This is a genomic window from Kribbella sp. NPDC050470 (genome assembly GCF_044458365.1).
GTDB lineage: Bacteria > Actinomycetota > Actinomycetes > Propionibacteriales > Kribbellaceae > Kribbella.
In genome coordinates, this window is record NZ_JBITHV010000005.1 from 514,781 (window position 1) to 536,168 (window position 21,388).

General features: G+C 70.3%; 23 protein-coding genes. 9 read left to right on the forward strand and 14 right to left on the reverse strand.

The genetic code is table 11. The features are described 5' to 3' along the window. The first annotated feature begins 27 nt into the window (after positions 1-27). Together ACIBGM_RS17665 and ACIBGM_RS17670 are read left to right on the forward strand one after the other, a co-directional pair. Positions 28-1,179 carry a glycerophosphodiester phosphodiesterase gene (locus ACIBGM_RS17665; protein ID WP_396386184.1) on the forward strand — a complete coding sequence of 384 codons (1,152 nt, stop codon included), beginning with the start codon at positions 28-30 and terminating at the stop codon, positions 1,177-1,179. Positions 1,180-1,202: 23 nt separating this feature from the next. Next, positions 1,203-2,009: a fused MFS/spermidine synthase gene (locus tag ACIBGM_RS17670; RefSeq protein WP_360537948.1), complete on the forward strand. Its 807-nt coding sequence runs from the start codon at positions 1,203-1,205 to the stop codon at positions 2,007-2,009. Positions 2,010-2,013: 4 nt separating this feature from the next. On the opposite strand, the gene ACIBGM_RS17675 is transcribed toward ACIBGM_RS17670, so the two are convergent. After that, positions 2,014-2,547 carry a helix-turn-helix domain-containing protein gene (locus ACIBGM_RS17675; protein ID WP_396386185.1) on the reverse strand — a complete coding sequence of 178 codons (534 nt, stop codon included), beginning with the start codon at positions 2,545-2,547 and terminating at the stop codon, positions 2,014-2,016. A gap of 53 nt (positions 2,548-2,600) precedes the next feature. On the opposite strand from ACIBGM_RS17675, the gene ACIBGM_RS17680 reads away from it, so the two are divergent. Genes ACIBGM_RS17680 through ACIBGM_RS17690 form a run of 3 tightly spaced genes read left to right on the forward strand, consistent with a single transcriptional unit; the run spans position 2,601 to position 3,984 of the window. Continuing rightward, positions 2,601-3,464 (forward strand): MOSC N-terminal beta barrel domain-containing protein, encoded by an 864-nt coding sequence (locus tag ACIBGM_RS17680; RefSeq protein WP_360537944.1) that lies wholly within the window; start codon positions 2,601-2,603, stop codon positions 3,462-3,464. A 33-nt stretch (positions 3,465-3,497) separates the two neighbouring features. After that, positions 3,498-3,638 (forward strand): hypothetical protein, encoded by a 141-nt coding sequence (locus tag ACIBGM_RS17685; RefSeq protein ID WP_360537942.1) that lies wholly within the window; start codon positions 3,498-3,500, stop codon positions 3,636-3,638. Next, positions 3,610-3,984 (forward strand): hypothetical protein, encoded by a 375-nt coding sequence (locus tag ACIBGM_RS17690; protein WP_360537940.1) that lies wholly within the window; start codon positions 3,610-3,612, stop codon positions 3,982-3,984. Before ACIBGM_RS17685 ends, ACIBGM_RS17690 begins: the two co-directional genes overlap by 29 nt. Here ACIBGM_RS17690 and ACIBGM_RS17695 read toward each other — a convergent pair. Next, positions 3,981-4,745, reverse strand: coding sequence for an MBL fold metallo-hydrolase (locus ACIBGM_RS17695; protein ID WP_360537938.1), 765 nt, complete (start codon positions 4,743-4,745; stop codon positions 3,981-3,983). The genes ACIBGM_RS17690 and ACIBGM_RS17695 overlap by 4 nt on opposite strands. Before the next feature lie 81 nt (positions 4,746-4,826). Here ACIBGM_RS17695 and ACIBGM_RS17700 point away from each other — a divergent pair, with 81 nt between their 5' ends. Further along, a complete protein-coding gene (locus ACIBGM_RS17700) occupies positions 4,827-5,810 on the forward strand; it encodes a helix-turn-helix domain-containing protein (RefSeq protein WP_360537936.1) in 984 nt (327 codons plus the stop codon). Here ACIBGM_RS17700 and ACIBGM_RS17705 read toward each other — a convergent pair. From ACIBGM_RS17705 to ACIBGM_RS17730, 6 genes are all read right to left on the reverse strand, one after another. Continuing rightward, a complete protein-coding gene (locus ACIBGM_RS17705; protein ID WP_132327403.1) occupies positions 5,764-6,024 on the reverse strand; it encodes a hypothetical protein in 261 nt (86 codons plus the stop codon). The two genes, ACIBGM_RS17700 and ACIBGM_RS17705, sit on opposite strands and share 47 nt — an antisense overlap. An 81-nt stretch (positions 6,025-6,105) precedes the next feature. Beyond that, positions 6,106-7,647 carry a CAP domain-containing protein gene (locus tag ACIBGM_RS17710; RefSeq protein WP_360537934.1) on the reverse strand — a complete coding sequence of 514 codons (1,542 nt, stop codon included), beginning with the start codon at positions 7,645-7,647 and terminating at the stop codon, positions 6,106-6,108. Between the two features lie 199 nt (positions 7,648-7,846). Then, a complete protein-coding gene (locus ACIBGM_RS17715) occupies positions 7,847-8,728 on the reverse strand; it encodes a CAP domain-containing protein (RefSeq protein ID WP_396386186.1) in 882 nt (293 codons plus the stop codon). 262 nt (positions 8,729-8,990) lie between these two features. Further along, entirely contained in the window at positions 8,991-9,785 is a 795-nt protein-coding gene (locus ACIBGM_RS17720; protein WP_360537930.1) for a CAP domain-containing protein, read from the reverse strand. 97 nt (positions 9,786-9,882) lie between these two features. Then, positions 9,883-10,545: a GNAT family N-acetyltransferase gene (locus tag ACIBGM_RS17725; protein ID WP_360537928.1), complete on the reverse strand. Its 663-nt coding sequence runs from the start codon at positions 10,543-10,545 to the stop codon at positions 9,883-9,885. A 140-nt stretch (positions 10,546-10,685) separates the two neighbouring features. Continuing rightward, the gene (locus tag ACIBGM_RS17730; protein ID WP_360537926.1) at positions 10,686-11,810 is read right to left on the reverse strand and encodes a GNAT family N-acetyltransferase; all 1,125 of its coding nucleotides are present in this window, start codon (positions 11,808-11,810) and stop codon (positions 10,686-10,688) included. A gap of 80 nt (positions 11,811-11,890) precedes the next feature. On the opposite strand from ACIBGM_RS17730, the gene ACIBGM_RS17735 reads away from it, so the two are divergent. Together ACIBGM_RS17735 and ACIBGM_RS17740 are read left to right on the forward strand one after the other, a co-directional pair. Further along, a complete protein-coding gene (locus ACIBGM_RS17735) occupies positions 11,891-12,703 on the forward strand; it encodes a DeoR/GlpR family DNA-binding transcription regulator (protein WP_360537924.1) in 813 nt (270 codons plus the stop codon). Beyond that, positions 12,700-13,905 carry an MFS transporter gene (locus ACIBGM_RS17740; protein WP_396386187.1) on the forward strand — a complete coding sequence of 402 codons (1,206 nt, stop codon included), beginning with the start codon at positions 12,700-12,702 and terminating at the stop codon, positions 13,903-13,905. Before ACIBGM_RS17735 ends, ACIBGM_RS17740 begins: the two co-directional genes overlap by 4 nt. 1 nt (position 13,906) lies before the next feature. Here the strand turns inward: ACIBGM_RS17740 and galK are convergent, their stop codons facing one another. Then, the gene (galK, locus tag ACIBGM_RS17745; protein WP_360537920.1) at positions 13,907-15,055 is read right to left on the reverse strand and encodes a galactokinase; all 1,149 of its coding nucleotides are present in this window, start codon (positions 15,053-15,055) and stop codon (positions 13,907-13,909) included. Beyond that, positions 15,052-16,098 carry a galactose-1-phosphate uridylyltransferase gene (gene galT, locus ACIBGM_RS17750; protein ID WP_360537918.1) on the reverse strand — a complete coding sequence of 349 codons (1,047 nt, stop codon included), beginning with the start codon at positions 16,096-16,098 and terminating at the stop codon, positions 15,052-15,054. The genes galK and galT overlap by 4 nt, the downstream gene beginning before the upstream one ends. A gap of 167 nt (positions 16,099-16,265) precedes the next feature. On the opposite strand from galT, the gene ACIBGM_RS17755 reads away from it, so the two are divergent. Continuing rightward, a complete protein-coding gene (locus tag ACIBGM_RS17755) occupies positions 16,266-17,588 on the forward strand; it encodes a hemolysin family protein (RefSeq protein WP_360537916.1) in 1,323 nt (440 codons plus the stop codon). Here the strand turns inward: ACIBGM_RS17755 and ACIBGM_RS17760 are convergent. The 4 genes from ACIBGM_RS17760 to ACIBGM_RS17775 all read right to left on the reverse strand — a co-directional run bounded on the left by ACIBGM_RS17760 (position 17,536) and on the right by ACIBGM_RS17775 (position 21,253). After that, positions 17,536-18,810 carry an MFS transporter gene (locus ACIBGM_RS17760; protein ID WP_360537914.1) on the reverse strand — a complete coding sequence of 425 codons (1,275 nt, stop codon included), beginning with the start codon at positions 18,808-18,810 and terminating at the stop codon, positions 17,536-17,538. The genes ACIBGM_RS17755 and ACIBGM_RS17760 overlap by 53 nt on opposite strands. A gap of 2 nt (positions 18,811-18,812) precedes the next feature. Continuing rightward, complete coding sequence (locus ACIBGM_RS17765) at positions 18,813-19,427, reverse strand: helix-turn-helix domain-containing protein (protein ID WP_360537912.1); 615 nt, start codon at positions 19,425-19,427, stop codon at positions 18,813-18,815. A gap of 58 nt (positions 19,428-19,485) precedes the next feature. Then, the gene (locus ACIBGM_RS17770; RefSeq protein WP_396386188.1) at positions 19,486-20,334 is read right to left on the reverse strand and encodes a serine/threonine-protein kinase; all 849 of its coding nucleotides are present in this window, start codon (positions 20,332-20,334) and stop codon (positions 19,486-19,488) included. A gap of 76 nt (positions 20,335-20,410) precedes the next feature. Beyond that, on the reverse strand, positions 20,411-21,253 hold the full coding sequence (locus tag ACIBGM_RS17775; RefSeq protein ID WP_396386189.1) for an alpha/beta fold hydrolase: 843 nt from the start codon (positions 21,251-21,253) through the stop codon (positions 20,411-20,413). Positions 21,254-21,388 lie beyond the last annotated feature (135 nt).

The window sequence follows — 21,388 nt, forward strand, 5'->3', positions numbered from 1 at the left end:
CAGTTCCTGACCTGTAAGGAGAACCTCATGAAGCGAACGGTGCTGCCCCGCCGGTTCGTCCCGGCCGCCGCGTCGGCCCTCGCCGTGGCCGCGGCCGTGCTGGTCCCGCAGGCCCTGCCGACGTCGGCCCCGGCCGCCGACACCGCAGACACTGCTGCGCAGGCCGCCGCCAAGCACCGCGACGACTTCGTCATCGTCGGGCACCGCGGAGCGTCCGGGTACCGGCCCGAGCACACGCTGGCGTCGTACGAGCTGGCGGCCCGGATGGGCGCCGACTACATCGAGCCGGACCTGGTGACCACCAAGGACCGGGTGCTGGTCGCCCGGCACGAGCCGGAGATCGGCGGTACGACGGACGTCGCGGCGCACCCGGAGTTCGTCGGCCGGAAGAAGACCAAGCAGCTCGACGGGGTCGCGGTGACCGGCTGGTTCACCGAGGACTTCACGCTGGCCGAGCTGCGCACGCTGCGGGCGAAGGAGCGGATCCCGGCGATCCGCCAGCAGAACACCGTGTTCGACGGCCGCTACCAGGTCCCGACCCTGCAGGAGGTCATCGACCTGAGCCGCCGGCTGTCCCGTGAGCTCGGCCGGCCGATCGGCATCTACCCCGAGACCAAGCACCCGACCTACTTCCAGCAGCAGGGTCTGGCGCTCGAGCCGGAGCTGGTGAAGACGCTGAACCGCAACGGCCTGAACCGCCCGGACGCCAAGGTGTTCGTCCAGTCCTTCGAGGTCGCGAACCTAAAGGCGCTGCGCAAGCAACTCCGCGTCCCGCTCGTCCAGCTGACCAGCTCGTCCGGCGCGCCGTACGACTTCGTGGTCGCCGGTGACAAGCGCACGTACGCCGACATCGTGAGCGCGAGCGGGTTGCGTGAGGTCGCGACGTACGCGCAGGGGCTCGGCCCGGCGAAGGACCAGGTGATTCCGCTGGACGCCACCGGCAAGCTCGGCCAGCCGACCGCGCTGGTCGGCAACGCGCACCGGGCCGGCCTGGTCGTGCACCCGTACACGTTCCGGGTGGAGAACAACTTCCTGCCGGCGAACTTCGACAGCTCCGCGGTCGCGGCCGAGTCGGGCAACCTGTTCGGCGAGATCGCGGCGTACCGCAAGGCCGGGATCGACGGGCTGTTCACCGACAACACCGACGTCGCGGTGGCCGAGGAGGCCGAGGCGCGCTGAGCGCCCGGTGACAAGATAGGCGGGTGGAACGCAAGGTCGGGTCCGGGACGGCGACCGTCGAGGCCGAGGCCGACGGCACCTTCGTGCTCCGGGTCGACGGCTCGCTGCAGTCGCAGGTCGACCTTGCCGACCCCACCAACCTGTCGTTCGAGTACATGCGGCGGATCGGCGATGTCGTCGATGCCGCCGCACCTCGGCGTCAGCCGGTCGCCGTCGTACACATCGGCGGCGCCGGGCTGAGCCTGCCGCGGTACGTCGCGGCGACCCGGCCGCGCTCGCGGCAGGTCGTGCTCGAGCCCGACGAGGACCTGACCGAGTTCGTCCGCGAGGCGCTTCCGCTGCCGAAGCGGTCCGGGATCAAGGTCCGCGCCGTCAGCGGCCGGGCCGGCATCACCGAGCTGTACGACGACTCGATGGACCTGCTGATCCTGGACGCGTTCGAGCGGGAGGCGGTCCCGGCGAACCTGGTCACGGCCGAGTTCTTCGCCGAGTGCGCCCGGGTGTTGCGACCGACCGGCGTACTGGTCGCCAACCTGATCGACGGATCGGCCGGCCTGCCGTTCATCCGCCGTACGGCGGCCACGGTCCGCGGGGCCGTCGGCGACGGGGTGGTGCTGGCCGAGCGGAAGGTCCTGCGGGGCAAGGGCTTCGGGAACGTCATCCTGGTCGCGTCGCCCCAGCCCGTCCCGGACCTGACCGCGGCCGGCCGGCGGGCGCAACCGCCGTACGACGTCCTTCCCCTGAGTGAGTTGGCCGGCAAAGCAGCCCCGCTCACCGACGCCGAAGGCTTCACCACCCCACCCGCTCCCGCGGGCACCTTCCGCCGCTGACGCTTCACGCAGCCGCGCGGGTCCGGCCGGATCCGATCCGCTCGAGCGCCTCGGCAACCGCCGCGCGTTCCTCGAGTGTCGCGCCGACGGCGCGGACCAGTCGGTCCACGCGATCGCGGCCGGGCAAGCGAGCGCCTTGGAACCACGCCTGGAGCGTGGTCCGGGGGATTCCGGTGAGCCGCTCCAGGCTGCGCGAGGACCTCGGCCGGGCCAGCGCCGCCAACGCGGCGCCGAGGTCCTGCAGGGTCTCGGCGGACTGCAGCAGCTGGGCGACGTCCTGCGCATCGCGGACAGCCGCCTCCCAGTGCCGGCGCCAGACCGGGAGGAGCTCGGGCGGCACACCGCATCCGGTCAGGAAGGCCGCAGTGACGTCCCAGGTCGGCAGCTGCTTCCCGCTGGTCGCCCGGACCAGGTGTGCGTGCGAGTAGTGCGCTTGATCAGCGAGCTGCCGGTAGGTGAGCCCGGACTGCTGCCGGACCCGCCGGAGCGCGCCGGCGAACATCTCCGCGTTCATGTCGGCCTCCTCGTGATCAAACATAATCCAACATGATCAAACAAGGCAAGTGACAGGGGTCAAGCTAGGATTGAGCAATGTCAATCGCGAAGGTTGCTGCTCTGTCCTACTACCCGGTGAAGGGGCTGGCCGGGGTGTCCGTGGAGCGGTCCGAGGTGGGTCCGGCCGGGCTCCGGCACGACCGGAACTTCATGCTCGTCGAGCCGGACGGGACGTTCCTGAGCCAGCGCAGCCTGCCCGCGATGGCCGCGTTGCGGGCCGAGGTGCTGGACGACGGCGCCGGGCTCCGGTTGTCGGCAGCGGGTGCGCCCGACCTCGAGATCCCGGTGCAGTACGACGGGAAGCGGCGCGACGTCAGCCTGTTCGGGAAGTGGTTCGGCCTGGGTGTCGTGCAGGACCCGGCCGCGGACGAGTGGTTCACCGCCCGCCTCTCCAGGCCGGCCGCGCTGGTCCGGGTGACGCCCGAGCACGAGCGGCCCGGCTGGGGCGTGAATCCCGGTCAGACTGGGTTCGGTGACGCGCACGCATTGCTCATCGCGTCGCTGTCCTCGCTGGACGGCCTGAACGAGCGGATCGTGGAGCGCGGCGGCGACGCGATCCCGATCAACCGCTTCCGGCCCAACATCGTGGTCTCCGGCTGGCCCGAGCCGCACACCGAGGACCGGGTGCTGCGGATGACGGCCGGCTCGGTGGAGATCGGGTACGCGGCCCGCGCGATCCGGTGCGCGGTCCCGACCGTCGACCAGGCATCCGGCGAGAAGCGCGGTCCGGAGCCGACCCGGACGCTGGCGACGTACCGCCGGCAACCGGACTACGGCGGTGGGGTCAGCTTCGGCATGAAGGCCGCGGTGCTTGCCGAGGGCATCCTTCACGTAGGCGATGAGATCTTGGTACACGAATGGCTCCCGGACGGGCCGGATCCGGCGCCGGCCACTCGGTAGCCTGCAGACTCCACCAGTTCGGGGAGTCTGCGCATGCACCGGATCCTGTTGTTGCTGCTGGCCCCGATCTCGTTGTTCGCGGCGCCTGCGGAGGAGGTGCGGACTCCGGCGGCTCCGTCGTACGACGTGGAGCTGACCGGGAGCGGTGACGGTACGACGTGGTCCGTACGGTGAACTCGATCTGGTGCTGCATGACGGGTGGAGCAACTTCCTCGGGATGGAGTACCCGGGGTTCGTGTTGCTGAACGTGGCCGGCAGCCCGGTCGTGCACGAGGTGGCGCACCAGTGGTGGTACGGGATCATCGGCAACAACGAGTACGCCGATCCCTGGCTGGACGAGGCGTTCGCGACGTACGCCACCGACGTGCACGAAGGCAACCACCGGGTCGGCTGCTGGCCGACGACCTACGCGCAGTCCCACTGGTACGGCGTAGCAACCCCCGCCGCCTTCAAGACCGCCGCGCAGGCCGTCAGCCCCACCGACCTCAAGCCGTTCTGGACCTCACACAACATCCCCTAGCCGGCGACGGTGGTCTCGACGCCGTGGGGGAGGAGGTTCAGGCGGTCGGTCAGGCCGGACTCGGCGAAGGTTGCTGTCAGCTGGTCGGGGCCTTCGGAGAAGTGGGACCAGCCTTCGGTGTGGACGGGGATGATGGTCGCCGCGCCCAGGAGATGGGCGGCTTCCGCGGCGGCTGATGAGGTGAGGGTCAGGGGTGCGCCGTCCATCAGCGGGGTGCGGGCGGCGCCGGCGAAGAGGATGGCCACGTCGACGGGGAAGCGGTCGGCGATCTGCTTGACGAGGGCCACGGAGGCGTTGTCGCCGGAGACGTAGACGGTGGGGAGATCGTCGGCGGTGAGGACGAGACCGGTGACCACACCCAGGACGGCCTCGGCGCCTTCGGGACCGTGCAACGCCGGTACGCCGGTCACCGTGATCACGCCGCCGTCGGGGCGGGCCAGCTCCACCGACTCCCAGCTCTCCAGACCGCGTACGCCTGGGATCCGCGTCGCAGCACCCGGCGTCGACAAGACCGTCGGCACCGACGGCAGCAGGGCGCGGCCGGCGTCGTCGAGGTTGTCCTTGTGCTCGTCGTGCGACAGCAGTACGACGTCGACCGGCCCGAGCTCCGCGACCGGCACCGCGGGCCCGATCAGTTTGGTCATCACCCGGCCGGTCGGCAGCACGTAGTCCTGTGGCTCGTCGAAGGCGGGATCGGTCAGAAACGTGAGGCCGCCGAGGCGGAACAGCGCGGTCGGGCCGCCGATGTGCGTGATCTTCATGCCTCGATCGTCGCGGCCGCCGACCTCACCCACCATTGGCCCGCGAGCCACAGTTCCTGAAGATCGGGCCATACTGGTCCCATGCGCACAGTCGCCGTCCTCGCGTACGACGGGATCAGCCCGTTCCACCTCTCCGTACCGTGCCTCGTCCTCGGCGACCGCCTCGGCGAACCGTGCGAGTACGAGGTCAACGTCTGCGCCGAGGAGCCCGGTTCGCTCCGGACCAACGCCGGCTTCGGGATCTCCGTCGACCACGGCCTCGACGTGATGGACACGGCCGACCTGGTGATCCTGCCGAGCTGGCATCCCGACCGGGAACCGTCCGCCGTACTGATCGACAGCATCCAGCGCGCGCACGCCCGCGGTGCGACCGTCGTCGGGCTGTGCATCGGCGCGTTCCTGGTCGCGGCGAGTGGGATCGCGGACGGCCGGGAGGTGGTCACGCACTGGAAGTGGGCCGACCAACTGCAGGCCAAGCACCCGAACATCACTGTCCGCGCGGACGTCCTCTGGTCCGACCTCGGCGACCTCCTCACCTCGGCCGGGACCGCCGCCTCCCTCGACTGCTGCCTGCACCTCGTCCGCACGCACCACGGCGTCGAGCTCGCCGAGCGGCTGGCCCGGAGCATCGTGGTCGCACCACATCGCAGCGGCTCACAGGCGCAGTACATCCCGGTCCCGGTCCCGCCCGACCCGAGCGACGACGTGATCGAGAAGGCGATGCTGTGGGCGCGGGCACGGCTCGACCAGCCGGTCACGCTGGACGAATGGGCGGCGGCGGTTGCGCTGTCCCGGCGTACGTTCACCCGGCAGTTCCGCGCCCGCACCGGCAGCTCCGGGCAGGCATGGCTGCTGCGCCAGCGCCTCGACCGAGCCCGGTTGTTGCTCGAGACCACCGACCACCCGGTCGAGCGGATCGCCACTGACAGCGGCTTCGGCAGCAGCGCCGCGTTGCGCCACCACTTCCACGCAGTCCTCGGTACGACGCCGCAGCGGCACCGTCAGGAGTTCGGCGGGCTCACAGGAGGAGCAGAAGAGTGTAGAGAGCCGGCGCCGCGAACGTGACCAGCAGGATCCAGGCGATCATCCGGTGACCGGGTTTGCCGCGGTCGAGGGAGGACGCGAAGTACAGGACGGCGCCTTCCTCGGTGTGCCGGCTCAGGCCCATCCGCTTCGCCTCTTCCGGGCGCGGATCGGGGCGCTCGTCGGCGAGCGCGTCCGGCGGAATCCCGAAGTGGGCGGGCCGGGGCGGGTCCAGGTCGTCGCGTTCCCCGTACATCCGGCCTCCCGCAGGGTTGGTGGGACCAAGGGTCGTTCCCTCCCATGGTCCCACCAACACCCGACGAAAGTGCGCTACGTCTTACGTGAAGTCCGCAACCCAGGCGTACCGGGTGTTCGTGCTGCAGATGAACAGCAAACATTCCTTGTACTTGGCCTTGTCCATCCCGACGCCCAGCGTCGTCAGGCCGCAGTTGAGGACCATGCTCCTGCTCTGGGCCATCATCTGGTCGTAGGCGTCCTGAGCCGTCCAGTCCTCGCCACCGGCGGTGGTCGACGACGAGCTCGACGAGTTGGTGTTGCCGGACGAGGCGCGCTCCTTGGCGTCGGCGCTTGCGCCGTTGCTGAGGTCGCTGTCGCGCTTGAGCGGCGCGCATCCCTTGTCCTGCCGGGCGCTGTCGATCATCTGGAACAGCTGCAGCTCGTCGGCCGACATGCTGCCGTCGTCAACCGGGGGAGGCGGCGGAGGCGTCGTCTCCGTGGGCTTCGGCTGGGTTGACGTGGTGGTGCGGTCGCCGGTGGGGGTTGGGCGGCTGGTGGGGGCCGTGGTCATGCGGCCGTCGGTGGGGGACGACGTCGGGCGGTCGGTGGGCGCGGTCGTCGGGGTGCGCGTCGGGGTGGCCGATGGCGTCGACGTGGGCGTGGCGCTTGGGGTGGCTGGTGGGGTGCTTGGTTTGGGCGTCGGGGGGTTGACCACCGGCTTGGTGGTTGGGGTGACGTAGGTGTCGTCGGTGCGGGTGACGATCGGGATCGACGCGTCGGCGTCGTCGTTCTGCGGCTGGTGCAGCAGGATCCACGAGATCGGCGTGATCACCAGGATGACGGACGCGACCGCGATCAGGGGCCGCTTCGCCTTGCCGCCTCCGCCGGCCGCGCGGGCCGCCGTACGGGAACCGACGCGCCCGCCTCCACCTGAGGAGGCAGCCGCTGCTCTCGATGTCGGGCCGGCCGTGGCCGCGGTGGTGACGGCTGTGCCGGCGACTCGCGAGCCTGCGGTGGCGGTGGGCGCCGGCTCGGCGTCGGCCTCGATCGTCGAGGCGAGACGCCTACCCGTCTGGGCGCCTGCTTCGGTGGTCGAGCCTGCGGGGGACTGCGTCACCCAGGAGGGCGAACCGCTTGCAGCCGCGCGCGAGTACGAACGGGAGGAGGCGGCGTCGGCCGCTGCTGCGCGGGAGTAGGACCGCGACGAGGCGGTCTCGCCGAGGCCGGACTCGCTGGCGCGGGAGTATGAGCGGGAAGAGGCGGTCTCGCCCAGGCCGGAGTCGGTGGAGCGCGAGTACGAGCGGGACGACGCGGTGTCGCCGAGGCCCGCCATCCGAGGGGTGGAGCCTTGGGTGACGCTGGAGGGCGAGCTGGGGCGGGCGATCGGCTGGGTGCCGGCGCCGGGGGTGGACTGCGTGTTCGCCCAGAAGGGAGACTCGTTGGCCGCGCCGGCGGACTGTGCGGTCGCCCAGAACGGCGACTCGTCACTCGTCCGCGGAGCGTACCGGGGCGGTTCCGGTGGTGGCGGCGGAGTGGTCTCCGCCGGGGTGGGCCGGTTCGCCGCGCTGGACCGGGATCCGCGGGATGCCGCCCGGGTCGCCTTCCTGCGTGGTTTGTACCGGCCGTTGCCGGACTCGGACATTATTTCGTTGTTCCCTTCACTGTCTCGCCCCCAAGACGTGCCTCACCATTCGTCTCACCGGAGCCCCCCAGGACGGACCGGCGACATGACAAGGACGGATCTACCCGCAGTGACCGGCCGTGAAGCGGCCGGACGTTGTGGCGCTGAGACAACGTCTTCGCCACACTCAGTGTTTTCAGCACAATGACACCCACAGCCCTCAGCTGCGTCCGAAGTCTTGGACCCAACTGCCGGGACCCCAGTCGGACCGGACCTGGCCGGGGTCGTAGCCGATGCCGATGGAGGTGAACCGGCAGTTCAGGATGTTCTTGCGATGTCCATCGCTCTGCATCCAGGCCGCGACGACCTTCTGCGCGGAGTCGTAGCCGGCGGCGATGTTCTCGCCCCAGCCGGAACCGCGGTAGCCGGCGGCCGCCATCCGGTCGCCCGGGTCCTGGCCGTCGGGGTTGGTGTGGTCCATGTAGTGCCGGCGGACCATGTCGGACGCGTGCCGTCCGGCCGCCTCGACCAGCGCGCTGTCCAGGCGGAGCGGGCCGCAGCCCTGCTGCTCGCGGATCGCGTTGGTGTACTTGAGCACCTCGCGCTCCTGCGCGTTGGTGCCGCCGCCACCGGTCGGCGGCTCGGTCGTCTCGCTCGGCCGGGGCTCGCTGTTCCGCGTCTTCGTCGGGGTGCTGCTCGACGGCCGCGGCTTCGGCTTGGTGCTGGTCTGCGCGGTGCGAGGTCCGGACGGGCTCACCGTCACGGTCGTCACGCCACTGGTCGGCGCGGTGGTGACGATGCTCGTCGGTGTCCCGGACGGGGCGCCGGTGGTGGTGCCGGTCGAGGCCGGAGTGTCCGAGGTCGACGTCGAGGCCGCCGAGCCGAGGACCGGCGTACCTGCGACAGTCGTCGTGCCGTTCGGAAGCGTCTTGGTGACCTTGCCGTCCGGAGCGCCGGAGGAGTTGTGGCCGTCGGCCACCGAGTTGCCGGCGTCGTCGCGGGTCTCCTCGGAGACGTTCAGGACCTTGGTCGCGCCGTCGACGGTCGAGTTCTCGCGGGACATCAGGTAGACGACCGGGCCGATGGCGAGGAGAACGGACAACGCGCTGACGGTAGGGCCGATCAGGCCGCGGCTCCGCCGGGGAGCTCTTCTACTGCCGCGGTGTCGCCGGGGGGTAGGCGAATCCGTCATGGGTGGGCGAATCCTCTTCGTTTTCGTCGTACCGAGTGCTCGTCGTTCCCCGCGTTCAGTTGTTGCCAGGTCCCCCCTGGTTCACCGAACAGCGACCTTAACTGACCGTAGAGGTCACCGTTACAGGTCTGCGACGCCTCTTAACGATTATCGAAGGTTCACCCGGCAAGCGTTAACCGCCGAAGTCCTGCACCCAGCTTCCGCTGCCCCACTCGGGCTTCACCTGGCCGCTGTCGTAGCCGATGCCGATCACGGTGTAGGTGCAGTTGAGGATGTTCTTGCGGTGGCCGGCGCTGTTCATCCAGCCCTCGACCACGGCGGCCGGGCTCTTGTAGCCGACCGCGATGTTCTCGGCCATCGCGCCGCCGCTGTAGCCGGCGGCCTTCATCCGGTCGAACGGGCTGCGGCCGTCCAGGCTGTCGTGCGAGAAGTAGTGCTGGTCGACCATGTCAGCCGCGTGTGCCTCGGCGGCCTCCGTCAGGGCGCTGTTCATCTTCAGCGGACCGCAGCCGGCCTTCGACCGCTCGCTGTTGGTCAGGCTGAGCACCTGTGCTTCCGCCGTACCCGATCCGCCGGTCGGCGCGCTGGTCGTGGTCTTGGTGGCCGTCGGCTTGCTCGTGGTCCGGATCGGCGTCGGCGACGGCTTCGGGCTCCGGCTGCCGTCCCGGCTCGGGGCCGTCGTCGTACGGCGCGGGGTCGGACTGGTCGCCTTCGAGCGCGTCGGCGTACGAGTAGGTGTGAGAGAAGGAGTCGTACGGCGAGACGGTGTGACCGACGGGGTCACCGAGGGCGTCTCGGACAGCTCGTCGGTCGCCGTGGTCAGCGGCCGGTCCTGGCTGGTCAGGACACTCGCAGTCCGGTCCAGCACGAACCACCCGATGCCGGCGATCAGCACCAGCGCCGAGAGCGAGGCCAGTAGCGGCCCGATCACTCCGTGGCGCTGTTGTGGTCGTCTGTGGCTCGTCATGGTCTGCAGCCTTTCCCAGGTCAGGTGGGGCTGACTCCCCGGGGTGGCCGCACTTCACGAACCTTTGACTATGTCATGCGTTTGAACGTGACGGGGGTCACCGGGAGCGGGCGATGATGATGTCCGCGACCACTTTCCACCCGAGGCTGCGGTACAGCCGCAGGCCGTCGATCGAGGCGATCAGGATGCCGCGCTTGGCGCCCTGGGCCGCCGCCGTCTCGACCAGGGAGGCCATCACCGCGCTGCCCAGCCCGCGCCGCCGGTGCGCCGGATCGGTCTCGATCCGGTCCGCGACCGCGTCCTCGCCGACCACGGCCATCCGCCCGCTCGACACCACGCCGCCGTGCAGGGTGGCCCGGGTGATGATCAGGTCGGACTCGAGCTCGGTGTGCAGGGCGTAGCGCTCGTGCAGCTTCAGCGCCGGCTGCTCCGAGAGCTGGATCGTCATCAGCCAGTCCTGGTCCTGCTGGACCTCGAGGCCGAGGTCCTCGAGCTGCTCGATCCGGGCTTCCTTGTCGTCCGTGGCCAGGGTGACCCAGCCGGCTCCCCGGCCGCCGCCGGCGGCCAGCGCCAGCTCGGCGGCCCGTTCGACCCGTTCAGGCTTGTCATCGGCATCCAGTACGACGTACTCCATCGCGCGGTTCCCCTCACCCGCACGGACAGTCAGAATGCCGTCGTTGTCGTCCTCCACGGTGGTCCAGCCCCTCGAAACCGACCACCCGGCCTGCCAGCGGCGGACGAGCTCCTCACGATCTCTCACCAGTCGATTCAAGCAGCCGGATGCCGAGACGGCGAGGGGAAGTAGTGTCGGATGACACCAACTGGCCGTACAGCACCGATTTCGGGCGGTCACCATTACCGCTCGGAAGCACCGCCCGGCAACCCCTCGGCCGCCGCGGATCAGGTCCGCTCGGAGGCGAGCAGGTCGAAGCCGTGCAGGTCGGCGTGGCTGCCGTCCCGTCGCGGGCTCGCCGACCGCTGCAGGGAGACGTGGGTGAAGCCGTTGACCTCGGCAACGTGGGCCGACGCTGTGTTGCCGTCGGCAGCGAACAGCACCAGTCGCCGCCGCCCGAAGCCATCCTCCGCGACCGGCTTGAACGCCTGCTCGACAACGAGGCGGACGGCGGCCGACATCACCCCGCGACCACGCGCCTCCGGGTGCGCCCAGTAGCCGATCTCGGCCATCGTCTTGTCGATCCGGTTGTTCATGTCGAACAGGCTCACGCAACCGAGCACCTCGTCGGTGCCCGCGTCCGCGATCGCCCACACCACACCATCGCCGCCGGCCAGCACGTCCTGGCGCCCCTCGATGAATTGCTCGGCATCGGTCACCTGGTACGGCGACGGCAGCCCAGGCAGCCAGTTCTGCGTCCTTTCGTTGTTGCACGCCTCCGCGACCCGCTTCGCATCGGTTGCCCGGAACGCGCGCAGCCGGAAGCCGTCCCCCTCGACCTCGGGCACCTTCCACCAGTTGCCCACCGGCTCGAGGTCGTCGTCACGGCCGACCGTGGCGACCCACTCGTCGTACCGCACGCCCCGCGCCCTGCCACCACCTGGTACGACGACCAGGCCACGGAACCCCGCCTTCCACGCGACCCGGCGGGACCCCCAGTTGCCGACGAACGCACGCCAGATCACCCGGTCCCACTCCAGCACGTCGAACGCGTACCGGACGGCCAGCCGCAGCGCCCGGGTCATCACCCCGGCGCCCCGGGCCGACGGCGTGACCGCGAACCCGACCTCACCGACTCCGCCCTCGCCGTCGCGCAGGTCGATGGTCCCGGCGTAGCGGCCGTCGTACTCGATCGCCCAGGCCCGCATGCCGCCGTCGCGCCACCCGTTCGGGATCTGCTCGGTGAGGAAGTTCACCGCGTGCTCGCGCCGGTACGGCACCGGAATCGTGGTCCAGCGCTGCATCTCCGGGTCCTGGCACATCTCGTACGCCGGGTCGATGTCTGCCGGGGTGTGCGCACGCAGGGTCACCGCGTCGTCGGACAGCACCGGCACGTCTTCGGGGAATCGCATGCTTCAGCGTGCCAAGCCGGGCCCGCCGCGGCAATGCGATTTCCCTGACAGACACCGATTTCCACACTAGGCTGTGCAGCGTGAACGCAGCCGGAGCAGAGGCACCGCGGGGCCGGGGAGGGCAGCTCGCCGCTCAGCGGCAGGCCACGATTGTTGCCGAGGTCAACAGTCGGGGCGCGGTCACGGTCGCCGAGCTGGTGGAGCGGTTCGGGGTCTCGGACATGACGATCCGGCGCGACCTGGACGCGCTCGACTCCAGTGGCCTGCTGCACAAGGTGCACGGCGGGGCCACGTCGGTCGGGCTGCGCAGCGCGCACGAGCCCGGGTTCGACGCCAAGCTGACCCAGGAGTCCGCGGCCAAGCAGGCGATCGCCGCCGAGGCGGCCCGCCGGGTCCAGCCGGACAGCGCGATCGGCATCGGCGCCGGTACGACGACCTACGCGCTGGCCCGGCAGCTGCTCCGGGTGGAGAACCTGACCGTCGTGACGAACTCGGCCCGGATCGCCGACGTGTTCCACGGCAACAGCCGGTCCGACCGCACCGTCGTCCTGATCGGCGGCATCCGGACGCCGTCCGACGCGCTGGTCGGCCCGATCGCCACCGCCGCGCTGGGCTCGCTGCACCTCGACCTGCTGTTCCTCGGTGCGCACGGCGTCGACGCGGAGCACGGCCTGTCCACGCCGAACCTGATGGAGGCCGAGACGAACCGGTCCTTCATCGCCGCGAGCCGCGAGGTGGTGGTCGTCGCCGACCACACCAAGTGGGGCACGGTCGGCCTGAGCACGTTCGCCACCTGGGCGGACCTGGATGTCATCGTCACCGACGCCGGCCTCTCCACTCCCGCCCGCAAAGCCATGCGCGACACCGGGTGTGAGCTAGTCATTGCTTCATGAGACGGCGGCAGGAGCCGCTCGGTAGGCCGTACTGGGTGCTCTGGACCGCGGGGGCGATCTCGTTCCTCGGCGACGGCATCACGTTCGGTGCGCTGCCGCTGCTCGCGGCCTCGTTGAGCCGCGATCCCCGGATCGTCTCGCTCACCGAAGCGGTCACCGGCGTCGGCTGGCTGCTGCTCGGCCTGGTGTCCGGCGTGATGGTCGACCGCTGGCGTCGTACCACCACGATGTGGATCGTGGACGCGATCCGGGCCGTGATCGCCGGCGCGTTCGCGGCCGCCGTACTGGTCGGCCAGGAGAGCATCCCGCTGCTGCTGATCACCGGCTTCCTGCTCGGCATGCTCGCGCCGTTCTTCGACAACGCGTCCTCGGTGGTGATCCCGGACCTCGTCGTGGGGACCGCGCTGGAGCGGGCGAACGGCTACAACCAGGCGGCCCTGGTCCTGCTGGCCAACCTGATCGGCCCACCGGTCGGCGCCGTGCTGTTCGTGATGCACCACGGCCTGCCGATCCTCGTCGACGCGATCTCCTTCGCGGCCGCCGCCGTACTGGTCTTCCTGGTACGACGCGCCGCACCGGCCCGCGCGGTGTCGCCGGACCGCAATCTCGGCCGGGAGCTCAAGGTAGGACTGCTTTATCTGTGGCGGCACAAGCTGCTGCGGTCGCTGTGCTTACTGCTGCTGGTCTCGAACGCGGTCGGGGCGGGCATCGTCGCGATCCTCGTCCTCTATGTGCTGGAAGCCCTGCACCTGCCGGAGGCGTGGTTCGGCTGGCTGGTCGCGACCTACGCGGTCGGCGGCGTCGTCGGCGCGGTCCTCGCGCCCCGGCTCGCCCGCCGGTTGTCGACGTTCAAGAACCTGATCACCTCGATGCTCGTGCTCGGCGTGGCAGTCGTCTCGTTCGGGGTCTTCACCGAGCTGGCGCTGATCATCGCCGGCGCCGTGCTGATGGGCTTCGGCAGCACCTGGTGGAACGTCATCTCGATCACCCTGCGGCAACGGATCGTCCCGGCCGAGCTGCTCGGCCGGGTGACCGCGGTCTACCGAATGGTCGCGTTCTGCGCGGCCCCGGCGGGTGCCGTCGGCGCGGGGTTCCTTGCCCACCGCACCGACCTGCGCACACCGTACCTGGTGATGGGCGTCGTCCAGGTCGTCGCCACCTTGGCCTTCGCGCCCCTGATCAAGCGCGAGCTGGCCACCTAGGTCACTCCACCCGGGAGGCTCCAGCCGACGGCGCGGCGGCGAGTGAGCTCGGGGCGCTGAAGCCGTTGTCGGCAAAGGCCTTCTCGATCGCGGACAGTACGGCGTCCGCCGCGTCGGCCTCGACCAGCGCGATGATGCAGCCGCCGAAACCGCCACCGGTCATCCGGGCGCCGACCGCGCCGGCCTCGAGCGCGGTGTCGACCGCGACGTCGAGCTCCGGCACGGTGATCTCGAAATCGTCCCGCATCGACACGTGCGACGCGGTGAACAGCGGCCCGACCGCACGCAGCCGGCCGGCCCGCATCAGCTCGACGGCTTCCTCGACCCGGCGGATCTCGGTCACCACGTGCCGCACCCGGCGCCGTACGACGTCGTCCTCGAGCCGGCCGAGTGCGTCGTCGAGGTCGTCGTACTCGATCGAGCGCAGCGCCGGGACGCCGAGCAGGGCAGCCGCCTCTTCACAGCTCTTCCGGCGGGCGGCGTACTCGCCGTCGACATGCCGGTGCGGAGCCTTTACGTCGACGACCAGCAGCGCCAGCCCGTCGGCGGCGGGGTCGAACGGGATCTGGTCGGTGGCCATCGCGCGGATGTCGAAGTACAGGGCGTGGCCCTCGGTGCAGCACATCGAGGCCATCTGGTCCATCAGCCCGACCGGCGCACCGACGTACCGGTTCTCGGCCTTCTGTGCGAGCCGGGCAACCTCGGCCGGGTCGACCTCGATGTCACGTAGCCCGAGCAGCGCGACCGAGGTCGCGCAGAGCAGGGCCGCGGACGACGACAGGCCGGCGCCGGAGGGAAGGTCGGAGTCGACCAGCAGGTTGGCGCCGCCGATCGCGTAACCGGACTCGCGCAGGATCCAGGCCGCCCCGGCCGGGTACGCCGCCCAGTCGCCGACCGAGCCGGGGGACAGCTCGTCGATGGCGAACTCGATCACGCCCTGGTGGCCGCTGGAGGCGACCGCGATCCGGCCGTCGTCGCGCTTCGACGCGGTGACCAGGATGCGGTTCGGCAGCGCGATCGGCAGCACCAAGCCGTCGTTGTAGTCGGTGTGCTCGCCGATCAGGTTGACCCGGCCCGGCGCCCGCCAGCTGCCCTCCGGGGCGACCCCGAAGACCGCCTCAAAATCGGACGCCGTCTCGAAGGAGCTCACGAACCCACCTTCCGCAGGGTCTCGGCCACGTCCTCGGGCCGGGTGTCGCTGATGAACGCGCCCATCCCGGACTCCGAGCCGGCCAGGTACTTGATCTTGTCCGCGGCCCGCCGGATCGACAACACCTCCAGGTGCAGGTAGCCGAGCTCGCGGTCGATCCGGACCGGAGCCTGGTGCCAGGCGGCGATGTAGGGCAACGGGTCGCCGTACAGGCCGTCGAGGCGGCTCAGGACCTCCAGGTAGAGCTCCGCGAAGTCGTCGCGCTCGCCGACCGAGAGCTCGCTGATGTCGGCGACCTGGCGGTGCGGGTACAGGTGCACCTCGACCGGCCAGCGGGCCGCCTCCGGCACGAACGCGGTCCAGTTGGTGTTCTCCGCGACGACCCGGGTGCCGTCCTTCTTCTCCGCGGCCAGGACGTCGGCGAACAGGTTGCTGCCGGCAACCTGCTGGTGCTCGCGGGCGCGGGCCAGCAGGGTCCGGATCCGCGGCGGCAGGAACGGGTAGGCGTAGATCTGGCCGTGCGGGTGGCTCAGCGTGACGCCGATCTCGCGGCCGCGGTTCTCGAACGGGAAGACGTACTCGACGTCGTCGCGGGCGCTCAGCTCGGCGGTCCGGTCGGCCCAGGTGTCGACGACCAGCCGGGCCTGGCCCTGGGACAGGTCGGTGAACGACTGGTTGTGGTCGCTGGTGAAGCAGACCACCTCGGTGCGGCCGGGGCCTGCGAAGGACGGGAACCGGTTCTCGAACACCGCGACGTTGTAGTCGAGGTCCGGGATCTCGGTCGGGTTGCCCGGCTTGCTCGCGCACAGCGGGCACTGGTCGGCCGGCGGCAGGTAGGTGCGGGTGTTGCGGTGGGTCGCGTACGAGATGACGTCACCGGTGAGCGGGTCGGTGCGCAGGTCGATCTGCGGTTGCGGGGCCGGCAGCCCACGGGTGTCCGCGAGCGGCACCCGGGCCGGCGCGTCGGCCGGGTCGTAGTAGATCAGCTCGCGGCCGTCGGACAGCTTGGTGTCCGTACGGCGTGCGCCGCGCGGTGTGTTCATCGTGTGACCCTCCCGGCCGTCGGACACCGACGGCCAGGAATCATCGTAAACCAACAAACTCGAACATGCACGGTGATAGTCGCCACCGCTAGGCTTGCTGAATGGACGACTACGCCCAACGCACGCCCTCTCGACATACGGCGAGAGGGCGCTAGGAACCCCCACCCATGAACGACACCCTGCTCAATATCGTCCTGATTCTGGTCTTCGTGCTGATCGGTGGGGTTTTCGCCGCAGCCGAGATGGCGCTGGTCTCGCTGCGCGACAGCCAGCTCAAGTCGATCTCCCAGCGTGGCCGGCGCGGCGAGACGGTGGCCAAGGTGGCCGCCAACCCGAACCGGTTCCTGTCCGCCGTGCAGATCGGCGTGACCCTGATGGGCTTCCTGTCCGCCGCCTTCGGTGGCGCGACGCTCGCCGACAGCCTGTCCCCGCACCTGCAGGATCTCGGCCTGCCCGAGTCGGTGGCCAACACGACCGCGCTGGTGCTGATCACCATCCTGATCTCCTACGTCTCGATCGTGCTCGGCGAGCTCGCGGCCAAGCGGCTGGCACTGCAACGGGCCGAGACGTTCGCGCTCGGCCTGGCCCCGCTGGTGGACCGGATCGCCTCGATCGCCCGCCCGGTGATCTGGCTGCTGTCGAAGTCGACCGACCTGGTGGTCCGCGCGCTCGGTGGCGACCCGAACGCGAACCGTGAGGTGATGACCGACGAGGAGCTCCGCGACCTGGTCTCGGCCCACGAGTCGCTCGGCGAGGAGGAGCGCCGGATCGTCGACGACGTCTTCGAGGCCGGCAGCCGCCAGTTGCGCGAACTGATGCTGCCGCGGACCGAGGTGGACTTCATCGACGCCGAGATGCCGGCGTACAAGGCGGTCAAGTTCGCCGCCGAGCGGCCGCACTCGCGCTACCCGGTGATGAACGGCTCGGCCGACGACATCGTCGGCTTCGTGCACGTCCGCGACCTGTTCGACCCGGCGGTCGCGTCCCGCTCGGTCCGGGTCGGTGACCTGGCCCGCGACGTACTGCAACTCCCGGACACCGCGAAGCTGCTGCCCACGCTGACCGAGATGCGCCGCCGGTCCACCCACCTGGCCATCGTGCTCGACGAGTACGGCGGCACGGCGGGCATCGTCACGCTCGAGGACCTGGTCGAGGAGCTGATCGGCGACATCAAGGACGAGTACGACGAGGAGGTGGTCGAGACCACCCGGTTGCGCAGCGGCGACATCGAGGTCGACGGCCTGCTCAACCTCGACGACTTCGCCGACGAGACCGGTTGCGAGCTGCCCGACGGCCCCTACGAGACGGTCGGCGGCTTCCTCGCCGCCCGCCTCGGCCGCGTCCCCACGACCGGCGACGAGACCCCGATCGACGGCCACGTGCTCACCGTCACCACGATGGACGGCCGCCGCGTCGCCCGGGTCCGCATCCACCGGGTCAAGCCGACGGACGAGCAACCGGACGAGCAACAGGTTCCGGAAGGGGCGTAGCCGACAGCATCCGGCGGCGGGCGAGGACGACTGCGCCGCCGACGACGTACCCGAGACCCTGGAAGACCAGGACCGGGATGATGCCGACCAGCTCGCCGAGGACGCCGGCGGAGGCGATGCCGATCAGTACGGCGACGCCCTCGGCGGCGGCGATCGCGCCGAAGATCCGGCCGCGGGAGGCGTCCTCGGTCCGGCGCTGCAGCACGGTCATCATCCCGGCGATGGTGAACGCCCCCGGCAGGCCGACGACGATCATGCAGGCGAAGGCCGGCAGCAGGCTGTCCCAGAGCAGCGGGTAGCAGAACAGCGCCAGGTCGATCAGCCCGAACAGGAACGCGCCGACACCCCACATCGTTGCTGCAGGCAACCGTGAGCCGACCGCGGCGGCGACCAGGCCGCCGGCGATCCCGCCGATCGCCTGGGACGAGACGATCAGGCCGTACGCCGTACCGTCGCCGCCGAGCTCGGAGCTGACGAACGGCGCGAACAGCGTGCTCATCACGCCCTCGCCGACGCCGGTCACCACGCAGAACACGAACAGCAGCCGCATCGCGGGTCCGGTGACGCACAGCCGGATGCCCTCGGTCCACTCCGCCTTCAACCGCCGGATCGCCCCACCGGCCGGCTGCGCGAGCACGCGAACGACGCGATGCCGGACCCGCACGATCAGTCCCATCGCCAGGAGGAAGGTCGCGGCGTCCACGAGTGCCAGCAACGGCAGACCGCCGAGACCGGCAAGCACGCCACCGATACCGGCGCCGACCAGCCGCGCGATGTCGCTGGTCTGGCTGTTCAGTGCGTTGGCCGTCACCAGTTGCCGCGGCTCGACCAGGACCGGGATCAGCGACTGCTCGGCCGGCCGGAAGAACTGCTGCAAACAGCTCTGTACCAGGACGACGGCGTACACGACCCAGATCGCGCTCTCATCACGGACGGCGAGCAGCGGCAGCAGGAGGAGTGCGTGCAGCAGGTTGGTGACGATCATCGTCCGGCGCCGGTCCCAGCGGTCGACGAAGACGCCGGCCAGTGAACCGAGGACGACCATCGGCACGAACGACGACAGCAGCAGACCGCCGGAGGCCAACGTCGACCCGGTCAGCACGTAGACCTGGAAGGCGAGTCCGGTCTTGAGGATCCAGTCGCCGGTCAGCGACACCAAGCCCGCGGACAGCACCAACCGGTAGTCGCGCTGCCGCGCGAGCACGCCCCACAGCTCTTTCACGGCTACTCCTCGGGCTGTTCCGGCGACTCGTCCGGAGGTGCGACGGTCACGATCCGGGTGATGTCGACCAGGCGGCTGCCGGGTGGGCGGGTCGACTTGTCGTCGATCGGCCGCTGGCTCACGTACTCCTGCAGCAGGCCGCTGATCTTGTCCTCGAGCTCGGCGAGTTCGTCGGCAGTGAGGTAGATGCCGGTGTGGCCGATGCCGGAGTTGTGCACCCAGATCTCTTCCTCAGCGGTCCGGCGCTGCTGCCAGTCGGCGAGGCTGTCGAGCGCCCGCTCGGCGAGCAGTTGCTCGAGTACGTCGGCCGCCGCGACACCCTCGGCGGTCAGTTTCGAGCTCCGCCACGACTGGGATGTCGACACCAGTCGCCACGGGCGCTCGCGGTTGTCCTTGCCGGGGGCGGGCTCGACGAAGTCGTACTTCGCCAGCTGCCGGAGGTGGTGCGACGCCAGCGCCTGGCTGATCCCGAGCCGCCGGGCCGCGTCGGCCGCGGTCATCGGGCCCTCCTTGCCCAGCAGCGCCTGCAGGTCCAGCCGGACCGGATGGGCCATCGCCCGGATCGCCAGCGGGTCGTCCAGCAGCCGCGACCGGCGCGGATCCTTTTCCAAAGACATGCTTGGAATATGACGCCGAGCGTCGGTCGATGTCAAGCCTTTGCTTGGAATGAGGGAGTCAGCGGGCGGTCGCGAGCAGTGACCGCCACAGCCGGCCGAGTTGTGGCCGGTGCTTGACCTGACCGTCGACTTCCGGATCAGTCAGGTCGATGCCGTTGAGGATCTCGGCGGTGGTCGGCCGGTCGTCCGGATCCTTTGCCAGCATCCGGAGCAGCATGTCCTCGACCGGAGCAGCCAGCTCTGGGCACTCCTCGCTCGGCGGGGCCGGATCGGTTTGCACATGCTCACGCAGGACAGTCGTCGGGTCGTCACCGGTGAACGGCGGGTGCCCGGTCACCAAGTGATAGAGGACGCAACCGAGGGCGTAGACATCGGAGGCAGCGGTTGCCGGCTTGCCCAGGGCCCGTTCCGGGGCAAGGTACAAGCTGGTCCCGAGCACCTGCCCGGGAGTGGTGGTCGCCGGGTCGGTGACGAACCGGGCGATGCCGAAGTCGGCGACCTTCACCGTGCCGTCGGCGTCGATCAGCAGGTTGGCCGGCTTGATGTCGCGATGGACGACGTCGCGCCGGTGCGCCGCGGCCAGCCCGGTCGCCGCCTGCTGGACGACGTCAACGGCCCGCTCGGCTTCGAACGGGCCGTGCATCGCGAGTTCGTGGGCCACGCTGCGGCCCTCGACCAGCTCCATCACCAGGTAGTAGCAGCCGTCCTGCTCCCCGAAGTCGTAGGCCGCGACCACGTGCGGGTCCTTCACGATCGCCGCCGTCCGCGCCTCCCGCCGGAACCGCGCTGCCGCGAACGGATCGCCAAGTCCCGGCAGCAACAACTTCACCGCGACCGGCCGCCCCAGAAGCTCGTCGCACCCCCGATACACCTCGCCCATCCCGCCATGGCCGAGAATTTCGGTCAATCGGTACCGACCCGCCAGCAGCACGTGACTCTGGTACCCATTTCGGTTCCTGCCGAATCAACAGTTGCCCAAGGCATCATCCGGTCCGGTCGCGGATCCACTCCAGGGCCGGCTCGGTGTGGGTGAGGATCGAGATGTGGCTGTCGCCCGGGTGCGTGCGCAACGCGGCCGACGGGATGTGCTCGGCCAGCCAATGTCCGTGGGAGCAGGGGATGATGCGATCGTCCTCACCGTGCAGGAGCAGCGTCGGCGCGGTGATCGAGGCCGGTGAGCAGTCCCACGGGACGACATAAGAACAGTCGTCGTCGATCAGGCCGTCGGGTCCGTCGGGCATCGACTTGTCGCCGGCGACCGAGCCGAGCCAGCCCCACGGGCCGTCGAACGTGGCCAGGTCGCGCGCGGTGAACTCGGGGTCGTACTCGACGCCGGACGTCTCGTGCCGCACCTTCGTCTCTCGGCCCACAGCCGCCGCCCGGAGTGACGCGACCCCGGACGGGATCATGCCGTCGTACCAGTCCAGACCTTCGGCGTCGTACGGCGCGATCGCGGCGCAGGTGGCGACGGCCTCGACCCGGGGTCCGAGCAGCGCGGCGGCGCCGAGGGCGTAGGTGCCGCCACCCGAGTAGCCCATGACGGCGAAACGGCCGATCCCCAGCGCGTCGGCGACCGTGCTCAGGTCGGCCGCGACCGCGGCCACTGTCCGGCCCGGCGCGGCGGTCGACCCGCCGTACCCGGGCCGGTCGAACGAGACCCACCGGATCCCGAGCCAGTCGCCCGCCTCGAACAGCGGCTCGGGCGGGGCGCCCAGGTTCGGGGTGCCGTGCTGCCAGAACACCGGCAGCCGGCCGTCATCGCCGGGCGCGGTGTCGTACACGTGCAGGGTGCGGCCGTCCGCCAGCCGGAGGTCCGTCTCGTCCATGGCGCTCACCTTAGGTCTCGGAGTCGTTGGCGAGCGGGACGTCGGAAGGCTGCCGCCGGACTCGACATTTCGGGCAGCTGACGGGGCAACCGACGGGGCAGTGACACGGCGCGAAGGTGAAATGTCGAGTTGTCC